This window comes from Pectobacterium parmentieri (genome assembly GCF_001742145.1).
Classification (GTDB): Bacteria; Pseudomonadota; Gammaproteobacteria; order Enterobacterales; family Enterobacteriaceae; genus Pectobacterium; species Pectobacterium parmentieri.
In genome coordinates, this window is sequence record NZ_CP015749.1 from 4,893,720 (window position 1) to 4,905,505 (window position 11,786).

General features: G+C 52.3%; 8 protein-coding genes. All 8 read left to right on the plus strand.

The features are described 5' to 3' along the window. Nucleotides 1–23: 23 nt before the first annotated feature. The 8 genes from ribF (at nt 24) to carB (ending at nt 11,715) form a co-directional block, all read left to right on the plus strand. Nucleotides 24–965, plus strand: a complete 942-nt coding sequence (gene ribF, locus A8F97_RS22265) for a bifunctional riboflavin kinase/FAD synthetase (RefSeq protein WP_033072173.1) — start codon at nt 24–26, stop codon at nt 963–965. Between the two features lie 30 nt (nt 966–995). Continuing rightward, nucleotides 996–3,809, plus strand: coding sequence for an isoleucine--tRNA ligase (gene ileS / locus A8F97_RS22270; RefSeq protein WP_033072172.1), 2,814 nt, complete (start codon nt 996–998; stop codon nt 3,807–3,809). Next, on the plus strand, nt 3,806–4,321 hold the full coding sequence (gene lspA / locus A8F97_RS22275; RefSeq protein ID WP_095522162.1) for a signal peptidase II: 516 nt from the start codon (nt 3,806–3,808) through the stop codon (nt 4,319–4,321). The genes ileS and lspA overlap by 4 nt, the downstream gene beginning before the upstream one ends. Further along, nucleotides 4,321–4,794, plus strand: coding sequence for an FKBP-type peptidyl-prolyl cis-trans isomerase (fkpB, locus tag A8F97_RS22280; protein WP_014701496.1), 474 nt, complete (start codon nt 4,321–4,323; stop codon nt 4,792–4,794). Before lspA ends, fkpB begins: the two co-directional genes overlap by 1 nt. Then, entirely contained in the window at nt 4,775–5,725 is a 951-nt protein-coding gene (gene ispH, locus A8F97_RS22285; protein WP_014701495.1) for a 4-hydroxy-3-methylbut-2-enyl diphosphate reductase, read from the plus strand. Before fkpB ends, ispH begins: the two co-directional genes overlap by 20 nt. A 335-nt stretch (nt 5,726–6,060) precedes the next feature. After that, on the plus strand, nt 6,061–6,882 hold the full coding sequence (gene dapB / locus A8F97_RS22290; RefSeq protein WP_025920181.1) for a 4-hydroxy-tetrahydrodipicolinate reductase: 822 nt from the start codon (nt 6,061–6,063) through the stop codon (nt 6,880–6,882). A 445-nt stretch (nt 6,883–7,327) separates the two neighbouring features. After that, complete coding sequence (carA, locus tag A8F97_RS22295; RefSeq protein ID WP_014701493.1) at nt 7,328–8,476, plus strand: glutamine-hydrolyzing carbamoyl-phosphate synthase small subunit; 1,149 nt, start codon at nt 7,328–7,330, stop codon at nt 8,474–8,476. Nucleotides 8,477–8,490: 14 nt separating this feature from the next. Beyond that, complete coding sequence (gene carB / locus A8F97_RS22300; RefSeq protein WP_014701492.1) at nt 8,491–11,715, plus strand: carbamoyl-phosphate synthase large subunit; 3,225 nt, start codon at nt 8,491–8,493, stop codon at nt 11,713–11,715. The last annotated feature ends 71 nt before the right edge of the window (nt 11,716–11,786 follow it).

The window sequence follows — 11,786 nt, forward strand, 5'->3', positions numbered from 1 at the left end:
TAACCCTTTGTTCTGGGCCAGCCATGCAGCTAATTCGCGGTATACACAATCTTCGGGCACACCATTACGGCTGTGTGCTCACTATTGGTAATTTTGACGGCGTGCATCTCGGACACCAAATGCTGCTCGAACGACTGAAGCAGGAAGGTCGCGCTCGTGGGCTGCCGGTGATGGTCATGATTTTTGAACCGCAGCCGCTGGAACTTTTTGCTACGGAAAAAGCCCCCGCACGCCTGACGCGTCTGCGTGACAAGGTGAAGTATCTGGCGCAGGCTGGCGTGGACTATTTGCTGTGCGTCAAATTCGACGCGTGTTTTGCCGCCAATGATGCTCAGACATTCGTCTCTTCTCTGCTGGTGAAGAAACTTGGCGTGAAGTTTCTGGTTGTGGGCGATGACTTCCGCTTCGGGGCTGGTCGTCAGGGAGATTTCCTGTTATTACAGAAGGCTGGGCGTGAGTCGGGGTTCGATGTCATCAGCACCAATTCGTTCTGTAATGGCGGCAAACGTGTCAGTAGCACGGCGGTACGTGAAGCGCTCAGTCGTGATGAACTCAAACTGGCAGAAAGCCTGCTGGGCCACCCTTACTGCATTTCCGGGCGCGTAGAACATGGCAAAGAGTTGGGAAGAACCATTGGGTTCCCGACTGCCAACCTGCCATTGAAACGTCAGGTTTCTCCCGTCAGCGGGGTCTATGCCGTCAGCGTTTATGGATTGGGTGAAGAACCACTGCCGGGCGTCGCCAATATTGGTACACGTCCGACCGTAAATGGTGATAGACGCCAGCAACTTGAAGTGCATTTGCTGGACGTGACGATGAATCTCTATGGTCGTCATATTGAAGTCGTACTGCGTAAAAAGATCCGTAATGAACAGCGTTTTGCTTCGCTCGATGCGTTAAAACAGCAAATCGCCGATGATGTGGTGACAGCCCGGACGTTTTTCGGGTTAAAGACACCGGTTTAATTTTTCTAGCGAAACGAAATCGAGAATCTAATGAGTGACTATAAGACTACCCTGAACTTGCCGGAAACAGGGTTCCCGATGCGTGGCGATCTGGCCAAGCGTGAACCTGACATGCTGAAACGTTGGTATGAGCAGGATCTGTACGGGATTATTCGCAATGCGAAGAAGGGAAAGAAGACCTTCATTCTGCACGATGGCCCTCCTTACGCGAACGGCAGCATTCACATTGGTCACTCAGTTAACAAGATTCTGAAAGATATTATTGTTAAATCGAAAGGTCTGTCTGGCTACGATTCCCCTTATGTGCCGGGTTGGGACTGCCACGGTCTGCCGATTGAACTGAAAGTAGAACAGTTGATCGGTAAGCCGGGCGAGAAAGTCAGCGCGGCAGAATTTCGTGCTGAGTGCCGTAAATATGCAGCAGAGCAGATTGTCGGTCAGAAAGCCGACTTTATTCGTCTCGGCGTGCTGGGCGACTGGGATCGTCCTTACCTGACGATGGATTTCAAAACCGAAGCGAACATCATTCGTGCGCTGGGCCGCATTATTGATAACGGTCACCTGCATAAGGGGGCTAAGCCGGTTCACTGGTGTGTGGACTGCGGTTCCTCGCTGGCGGAAGCCGAAGTTGAATATTACGACAAAACCTCCCCGTCCATTGATGTGACGTTTAACGCGACTGATGTGGCGGCGGTATTAGCCAAGTTTGGCGTGCGTAGCGTAGATGGCCCTGTTTCTCTGGTGATCTGGACGACGACGCCGTGGACGTTGCCAGCAAACCGTGCGATCTCGCTGAACGCAGAGTTCGATTATCAACTGGTTCAGATTGACGGCCAGGTACTGATTCTGGCGGCCGATTTGGTTGAAAGCGTCATGAAACGCGTGGGCGTGACTCAGTGGATAGTCCTAGGCGACTGTAAAGGCGCGGATCTTGAGCTGCTGCGTTTCAAACACCCGTTCCTCGGTTTCGACGTACCGGCAATTCTGGGCGAGCACGTGACGCTGGATGCGGGTACAGGTGCAGTACATACCGCTGGTGGTCACGGTCCTGACGACTATGTGATCAGCCAGAAATACAATCTGGAAATCGCCAATCCGGTGGGGCCGAACGGCTGCTACCTGAGCGGTACTTATCCTGAATTGGATGGCAAATTCGTTTTCAAGGCCAACGATCTGATCGTTGAAATCCTGCGTGAAAAAGGCATGTTGCTGCACGTAGAGAAATTACAGCATAGCTACCCGTGCTGCTGGCGTCATAAATCGCCGATCATTTTCCGTGCAACGCCACAATGGTTTGTCAGCATGGATCAGAAAGGCCTGCGTAAGCAGTCGTTGTCTGAAATCAAAGGCGTGCAGTGGATTCCGGATTGGGGTCAGGCGCGTATTGAATCGATGGTCGCCAACCGTCCTGACTGGTGTATCTCCCGTCAGCGTACCTGGGGCGTGCCGATGTCACTCTTTGTTCACAAAGAGACGGAAGCACTGCATCCGCGTACCGCTGAGCTGATTGAAGCGGTGGCAAAACGTGTTGAAGCGGATGGCATTCAGGCATGGTGGGATCTCGATCCGGCCGATGTGCTGGGCGCAGATGCGGATAACTACGTCAAAGTGCCAGACACGCTGGACGTGTGGTTCGATTCTGGATCAACGCACGCGTCCGTGGTGGAGGCTCGCCCTGAATTCGGCGGTCACGCAGCAGATATGTATCTGGAAGGTTCTGACCAGCATCGTGGCTGGTTCATGTCTTCTCTGATGATCTCCACCGCGATTAAAGGCAAAGCGCCTTACCGTCAGGTGTTGACCCACGGTTTCACCGTTGATGGTCAGGGCCGTAAGATGTCCAAGTCTATCGGGAATACCATTAGCCCGCAGGACGTGACGAACAAGTTGGGTGCCGACATTCTGCGTCTGTGGATCGGTTCAACGGATTACTCCGGTGAAATCGCCGTGTCCGATGAGATCCTGAAACGTTCCGCCGATGCCTACCGCCGTATTCGTAACACCGCGCGTTTCTTGCTGGCTAACCTGAATGGGTTCGATCCGCAGAAGGACAGTGTAAAACCGGAAGAGATGGTGGTGCTGGATCGCTGGGCCGTTGGCTGTGCGAAAGCGGCGCAGGATGAGATCCTCGAAGCCTATGAAAGCTACGATTTCCACCGTGTGGTACAGCGCCTGATGCAGTTCTGCTCGATCGAAATGGGCTCGTTCTATCTGGACATCATTAAAGATCGTCAGTACACGGCAAAAAGCGACAGCGTGGCACGCCGTAGCTGCCAGACTGCGCTATACCATATCTCAGAAGCGCTGGTACGCTGGATGGCACCGATTATGTCCTTCACGGCGGATGAAATCTGGAGTTACTTGCCGGGTGAGCGTGTGCAGTACGTGTTTACCGAAGAGTGGTATGACGGCCTGTTTGCGCTGGATGCCTCAGAAACCATGAACGATGCGTTCTGGGCGGATGTCCTGAAAGTACGTAGCGAAGTGAATAAAGCGATCGAACAGGCGCGTAATGACAAGCGTATTGGTGGATCGCTCGAAGCTTCCGTCACGCTGTACGCCGATGCTAATCTGGCGGACAAGCTTAACCAGTTGCAGCAGGAACTGCACTTTGCGCTGTTGACGTCAAAAGCGCGGGTGGAACGTTATGAAAATGCGCCAGATAGCGCACAGGCAACGGAACTCACCGGACTGAAAATTGCCTTAAGTGAGGCAGAAGGGCACAAGTGTCCACGCTGCTGGCATTACGAGACGGATATCGGTAGCAATGCCGAGCATCCTGAAGTGTGTGGTCGCTGTGCGACTAACGTAGGCGGCAATGGCGAAGAGCGTAAATTTGTCTGATGAATAAAATCTGTTCGAGCGGATTGCGCTGGCTCTGGCTGGCGATACTGGTTTTAGTGGTCGATCTTGGCAGCAAACAGTGGATCCTTGCCCACTTTGCGCTGGGTGATACGGTGCCAATTATGCCTTCTCTGAACCTGCATTACGCCCGTAACTATGGCGCAGCGTTCAGCTTCCTGGCGGATAAAGGCGGCTGGCAACGCTGGTTCTTTGCTGGGATTGCGATTGCGATTGTGGTTGCTCTCGTGGTGATGATGTACCGTGGCAGCGTCAAGCAGAAGCTAAATAACATTGCCTATTCGCTGATTATCGGCGGTGCACTGGGCAATCTGTTTGACCGGACATGGCACGGCTTTGTCGTTGATTTCATCGACTTCTATGTTGGTGATTGGCACTTCGCTACGTTTAATTTAGCCGATACCGCGATCTGTATTGGTGCGGCGCTCATTGTGCTGGAAGGGTTTTTCAGTACGCATGATGATACTGATACCGTTAAGCAAAAGGGTCACTGATGTCCGAGACTGTGCAGCACAACAGCGCGCTGCTGGTGCATTTTATTCTGACGCTGGAGGATGGCTCTGCGGCCGAATCCACGCGTGAGCGCGGCAAGCCAGCGCTGTTTCGCCTTGGCGATGGCAGCCTGTCTGAGGCGTTGGAACAACATCTGTTGGGATTAAAGCGCGGCGATAAACGCAAGTTTACGCTGCCGCCGGAGTCGGCCTTTGGGCCGACCAATCCGAACTTGATCCAGTTCTTCCTACGTCGTGATTTTGCCCAGACCGGCGTGCCGGATGTGGGCACCATCATGCTGTTCAGCGGCGTTGCCGGAAATGATATGCCGGGGATTATCCGCGATGTGACCGAAGAGTCCGTCACCGTGGATTTCAACCATCCTTTATCTGGTCAGGCGATTACCTTCGATCTTGAAGTGCTGGATATCGATCCCGTACAACAGGAGGTGACACATGCAGATCCTGCTGGCTAATCCACGCGGTTTTTGTGCCGGTGTCGATCGGGCTATCAGCATTGTGGAACGTGCGCTGGAGCTTTTTGGTACGCCGATCTACGTCCGTCATGAAGTGGTACATAATCGCTATGTGGTTAATGGCTTACGCGAACGCGGCGCGATTTTTATTGAGCAGATCGAAGATGTGCCGGATGGTGCGATTCTGATTTTCTCGGCACATGGCGTTTCGCAAGCGGTACGTAATGAAGCCAAAAATCGTGACCTGACGGTGTTCGATGCGACCTGTCCTCTGGTAACCAAGGTGCATATGGAAGTTGCCAGAGCCAGTAAGAAAGGTGTCGAAGCGATTCTTATCGGGCATGCCGGACACCCTGAAGTTGAAGGGACGATGGGGCAGTACAGCAGTGAAGATGGCGGCATGTATCTGGTGGAGTCCCCTGAGGATGTCTGGCAGCTACAGGTAAAAGATGAAAGTAATCTGTGCTTTATGACGCAAACCACGCTTTCTGTTGATGACACCTATGCGGTGATTGATGCCTTGCGTGAGCGTTTCCCGCAGATTGTCGGCCCGCGTAAAGATGATATCTGCTATGCCACGACCAATCGTCAGGAAGCGGTTCGTCATTTGTCGGATAAGGCGGATGTCGTTTTTGTTGTGGGCTCTAAAAACTCCTCAAACTCCAACCGCCTTGCTGAATTGGCGCAGAGAGCCGGGAAAGCGGCCTATCTGATTGATGCTGCCGAAGATATCCAGGAATCATGGGTAACGGGCGTTGCGCAGGTTGGCGTCACCGCAGGGGCATCGGCCCCGGATATTTTGGTTCAACAGGTGATTCAGCGCCTGAAAGAATTAGGCGGCAAGGTTGCGGTTGAAATGCAAGGGCGTGAAGAAAACATCGTCTTTGAAGTGCCGAAAGAACTGCGTGTTGAAGTGAAACAGATCGATTAGTCTGTTTCTGCGATAGGGCTTCGGCTCTATCGCTGTTATTCCCGTCTCTATCTCCCCTTGTATCCATTCATGAAAATGGTAATGCATAAAAATGAATTTTTATGCGTTATCCCGTATGGTTTATTTCTGACCGTTTTTGCTTATCTTCAAACGCCTTAAGGCTTTTCATCGTTTTCCGACGCGATTCTGCTGGCTGTAGCTAGACAGTTTTGCTGATTTTCTGCGGCTTCAAACAGTATTTTCTAATCTGGCGGTAAATCCGCTGGCGATAGTGCGCAGCGCCCGTTAACCTGATGTTATTTTTATGTCGTCAGGATCAAAAAGAGAGAGACATTATGAAAGATTCATCCATCCGTATTGCGGTGGTCGGTGCGGGCGGCCGTATGGGGCGTCAGCTAATTCAGGCTGTTGAGCAAATGGACGGTGTGGTACTGGGCGCGGCACTCGAACGTTCTGGCTCGTCCCTGATCGGAAGCGATGCTGGTGAGCTGGCGGGGCTGGGTAAAAACGGTATCACCGTGAATGAAAGCCTGGATGCCGTGCAGAATGATTTCGATATTTTGATCGACTTCACCCGACCGGAAGGTACGCTCGCGCATCTGGCATTTTGTCGCCAGCACCGTAAGGGCATGATTATTGGGACGACCGGCTTTGATGACGCAGGCAAGGCGGCGATTAAGCAGGCTGCACAGGATATCGGGATTGTGTTTGCGGCGAACTTCAGCGTTGGCGTCAACGTCATGCTGAAACTGCTGGAAAAAGCCGCCAAGGTCATGGGCGACTATACTGATATCGAAATCATTGAAGCACATCACCGCCACAAAGTGGATGCGCCGTCTGGTACCGCGCTGGCGATGGGCGAAGCGATTGCCGATGCGCTGGGACGCGATCTAAAGTCTTGTGCAGTGTACGCGCGTGAAGGCCATACCGGTGAGCGCGATCCAAAAAGCATTGGCTTTGCTACCGTGCGGGCTGGCGATATTGTCGGTGAACATACGGCGATGTTTGCTGATATTGGCGAGCGGGTTGAGATTACCCACAAGGCATCCAGTCGGATGACGTTTGCTAATGGTGCAGTAAGAGCGGCTATCTGGATTAATTCTAAGGAAGATGGTCTTTTTGATATGAGAGATGTGCTTTCTTTAGATGATTTGTAGTATTTTATTTTTATAACAAAAATATATCTATATGAAAAAGGTGGGCTTTTTTGTGTTCGCCTTTATTTTTTCATTTTTGGTTTGTTTTTGTTGTTATCACCGGTTTTTATGTGTGTTTTATTCTCTTTTTTCGTGATGGTTTACCTTCCTTACTTCCTAAATGTCCTTTATTGGTTATTTGTCGCCCTTATTTTAACAAAATTGTCTCGCAACCGTTTACTTGTCTGAGTTGATACGGCTTTTTACGTCAGTGGGCGGTTATTTATTTCGGAAAGCATAAAAATAAGAGAAAAAAAGCGGTTTGGGTAGACAATCGGGAAGACCATCATTAAAATGCGCCCAATTTGCCAAAAATTGGCCTTACAGGTAGTTTTTGCATTGATTTAGTGGCTCGAATCTGAATTAATATGCAAATAACGTGATTGTTTATTCCTTGGAGGGTGTTTTGATTAAGTCAGCGCTATTGGTTCTGGAAGACGGAACCCAATTCCACGGTCGGGCCATTGGGGCAGAAGGATTGGCAGTGGGGGAAGTGGTCTTCAATACGTCGATGACCGGTTATCAAGAAATCCTTACTGATCCTTCCTATTCCCGCCAGATTGTCACTCTCACTTATCCCCATATCGGTAATGTTGGCGCCAATGCCAACGATGAAGAATCCCCATCTGTACAGGCTCAAGGTCTGGTTATTCGCGATTTACCTCTGATTGCCAGCAACTACCGTAGTGAAGAAAGCCTCTCTGAATACCTCAAACGCAACAACATCGTCGCCATCGCTGACATCGATACCCGTAAACTAACCCGTCTGCTGCGTGAAAAAGGCGCACAGAATGGCTGCATCATCGCGGGCGATGCACCGGATGCCGTTGTCGCCTTGGCGAAAGCGAAAGCTTTCCCAGGGTTGAAAGGGATGGATCTGGCCAAAGAAGTGACGACGGCAGAAAGCTATAGCTGGTTACAGGGAAGCTGGACGCTGGAAGGTGAATTGCCTGCGGCGAAAAACGAAAGCGACCTGCCTTACCACGTGGTGGCTTATGACTACGGTGTGAAACGCAACATTCTGCGTATGCTGGTGGATCGCGGCTGTCGCCTGACGGTCGTTCCAGCGCAGACACCTGCTGAGGACGTACTGAAGCTTAATCCAGACGGTATTTTCCTCTCTAACGGCCCGGGTGACCCGGAACCGTGTGACTACGCAATTCGCGCGATCAAAACCTTCCTGGAAACGGATATTCCGGTATTCGGTATCTGTCTGGGTCACCAACTGCTGGCATTGGCGAGCGGTGCGAAGACCATCAAAATGAAGCTGGGTCACCACGGTGGCAACCATCCGGTAAAAGATCTGGATAACGACTGTGTGATGATCACCGCACAGAACCACGGCTTTGCGGTGGATGAAGCTAATCTGCCTGACACACTGCGCGTCACGCATAAATCCTTGTTTGACCACACGGTTCAGGGAATTCACCGTACTGACAAACCGGCGTTCAGCTTCCAGGGGCACCCAGAAGCCAGCCCTGGCCCGCATGATGCCGCGCCGCTGTTCGACCACTTTATTGACTTGATTCAGACTTACCGTTCTTCAGCTAAATAATCAGGAGCGAGAAAATGCCAAAACGTACAGATATTAAAAGCATCCTGATTCTGGGCGCAGGCCCGATTGTCATCGGCCAGGCGTGTGAGTTTGACTACTCGGGTGCACAGGCGTGTAAAGCGCTGCGTGAAGAGGGTTACCGCGTTATTCTGGTGAACTCCAACCCAGCAACCATCATGACCGACCCGGAAATGGCCGATGCAACTTACATCGAGCCGATTCACTGGGAAGTGGTGCGTAAAATCATTGAAAAAGAGCGTCCAGATGCGGTACTGCCGACGATGGGTGGCCAGACCGCGCTGAACTGTGCGCTGGAGCTGGAACGTCAGGGCGTGCTGGCCGAATTCGGTGTCACCATGATTGGTGCAACGGCGGATGCGATTGATAAAGCAGAAGATCGCCGCCGTTTCGACGTCGCGATGAAAAAAATCGGTCTGGATACCGCACGTTCCGGTATTGCACACAATATGGAAGAAGCGCTGGCTGTAGCGGCTGACGTTGGCTTCCCGTGCATTATCCGTCCTTCCTTTACGATGGGCGGCACCGGTGGCGGTATCGCTTATAACCGTGAAGAGTTCGAAGAGATCTGTGAACGCGGACTGGATCTTTCGCCAACCAAAGAGCTGTTGATCGATGAATCACTGATCGGTTGGAAAGAGTATGAGATGGAAGTGGTGCGTGATAAGAACGACAACTGCATCATCGTCTGCTCCATCGAAAACTTTGATGCGATGGGCATCCACACCGGTGACTCCATCACCGTTGCGCCAGCGCAAACGCTGACCGATAAAGAATATCAAATCATGCGTAACGCCTCGATGGCGGTACTGCGTGAAATCGGCGTAGAAACAGGCGGTTCTAACGTTCAGTTCTCGGTAAACCCGAAAACCGGTCGCCTGATCGTTATCGAAATGAACCCGCGCGTATCACGTTCTTCCGCGCTGGCCTCTAAAGCGACGGGCTTCCCGATTGCGAAAATTGCCGCCAAACTGGCGGTAGGTTATACGCTCGATGAGTTGATGAACGACATCACTGGTGGCCGTACGCCAGCGTCCTTCGAACCCGCTATCGACTACGTTGTCACCAAGATCCCACGTTTCAACTTCGAGAAATTCGCGGGTGCCAACGACCGTCTGACCACACAGATGAAATCTGTCGGTGAAGTGATGGCGATTGGTCGCACACAGCAAGAATCTTTGCAAAAAGCACTGCGTGGTCTGGAAGTGGGCGCAACGGGCTTCGATCCGAAAGTTGATTTGGATGACCCTGAAGCGCTGACCAAGATCCGCCGCGAGCTGAAAGATGCTGGTGCCGAGCGTATCTGGTACATCGCGGATGCCTTCCGCGCCGGGATGTCCGTAGATGGCGTGTTTAACCTGACCAACGTCGATCGTTGGTTCCTGGTGCAGATTGAAGAGCTGGTGCGTTTGGAAGAACAGGTTGCAGAGAAAGGTATCACTGCGTTGGATGCCGATTTCCTACGCATGCTGAAGCGTAAAGGCTTTGCCGATGCGCGTCTGGCGAAACTGGCTGGCGTGGCGGAAAGCGAAATTCGCAAGCTGCGCGATAAATTTGATCTTCACCCAGTTTATAAGCGCGTCGATACCTGTGCGGCGGAATTCTCGACCGATACGGCGTATATGTACTCCACGTATGAAGAAGAGTGTGAAGCCAACCCGACTCAGGATCGTGACAAAATCATGGTGCTGGGTGGTGGGCCGAACCGCATCGGTCAGGGGATCGAGTTTGACTACTGCTGCGTCCATGCCTCGCTGGCGCTGCGCGAAGATGGTTATGAAACCATCATGGTCAACTGTAACCCTGAAACCGTTTCAACAGACTACGATACGTCTGACCGCCTGTACTTTGAGCCGGTAACGTTTGAAGATGTACTGGAAATTGTCCGTATCGAGAAGCCAAAAGGCGTTATCGTGCAGTACGGTGGCCAGACGCCACTGAAACTGGCGCGTGCGCTGGAAGCCGCTGGTGTGCCGGTTATCGGCACCAGCCCGGACGCGATTGACCGTGCAGAAGACCGCGAGCGTTTCCAACAGGCAGTGAATCGTCTGGGGCTGAAGCAACCGGCTAATGCCACGGTAGCGACGATTGAGCAGGCAGTAGAAAAAGCGCGTGGCATTGGCTACCCGCTGGTTGTCCGTCCTTCTTATGTTCTGGGCGGTCGAGCGATGGAAATCGTGTATGACGAAATCGACCTTAAGCGCTACTTCCAAAACGCAGTTAGCGTGTCCAACGATGCGCCAGTTCTGTTAGACCGTTTCCTTGACGATGCTATCGAAGTCGACGTTGATGCCATTTGCGACGGTGAGCGTGTACTGATTGGCGGCATTATGGAACACATCGAGCAGGCTGGGGTTCACTCTGGTGACTCGGCTTGTTCACTGCCTGCTTACACGCTGAGCAAAGAAATTCAGGACGTGATGCGCCAGCAGGTTGAAAAACTGGCATTTGAACTGTGTGTTCGTGGCCTGATGAACGTGCAGTTCGCGGTGAAGAATAATGAAGTTTATCTGATTGAAGTGAACCCGCGTGCAGCGCGTACCGTACCGTTTGTCTCGAAAGCGACTGGTGTTCCGTTGGCGAAAGTCGCGGCACGCGTGATGGCAGGTAAAACGCTGGCTGAGCAGGGCGTTACCAAAGAAATTATCCCGCCGTACTACTCGGTAAAAGAGGTGGTACTGCCGTTCAACAAATTCCCTGGCGTTGACCCGATTCTGGGGCCAGAAATGCGTTCGACCGGTGAAGTGATGGGCGTTGGCCGCACGTTTGCTGAAGCGTTTGCCAAGGCGATGCTGGGCAGCAATTCGCACATGAAGAAAACTGGACGAGCGCTGTTGTCGGTACGTGAAGGCGATAAAGCTCGGGTGGTGGATCTGGCGGCCAAGCTGCTGAAACACGGTTTTGAGCTGGATGCGACGCACGGCACGGCGATTGAACTGGGTGAGGCTGGCATTAATCCGCGTCTGGTGAACAAGGTGCATGAAGGTCGTCCGCACATTCAGGACCGCATCAAGAACGGCGAGTACACTTACATCGTTAACACCACCGCAGGGCGTCAGGCGATTGAAGACTCTAAGCTGATTCGCCGTAGCGCGCTGCAATACAAGGTGCACTACGACACGACGCTGAACGGCGGTTTCGCTACCGCGATGTCGTTGACGGCCGATCCGACGGAGAAAGTCACCTCCGTGCAGGAAATGCATGCGATGATCAAAGGCTGATAGACCGACTTCGGTAGGTTGTAAGCTGATAATAAAAGCCAGCGTTGGTAACAGCGCTGGCTTTTTTAATG

Coding starts and splice junctions, on each gene's coding strand:
- ribF (WP_033072173.1), top strand. CDS start 24: ATGCAGCTAATTCGCGGTATACACAATCTTCGGGCACACCATTACGGC.
- ileS (WP_033072172.1), top strand. CDS start 996: ATGAGTGACTATAAGACTACCCTGAACTTGCCGGAAACAGGGTTCCCG.
- fkpB (WP_014701496.1), top strand. CDS start 4,321: ATGTCCGAGACTGTGCAGCACAACAGCGCGCTGCTGGTGCATTTTATT.
- ispH (WP_014701495.1), top strand. CDS start 4,775: ATGCAGATCCTGCTGGCTAATCCACGCGGTTTTTGTGCCGGTGTCGAT.
- dapB (WP_025920181.1), top strand. CDS start 6,061: ATGAAAGATTCATCCATCCGTATTGCGGTGGTCGGTGCGGGCGGCCGT.
- carB (WP_014701492.1), top strand. CDS start 8,491: ATGCCAAAACGTACAGATATTAAAAGCATCCTGATTCTGGGCGCAGGC.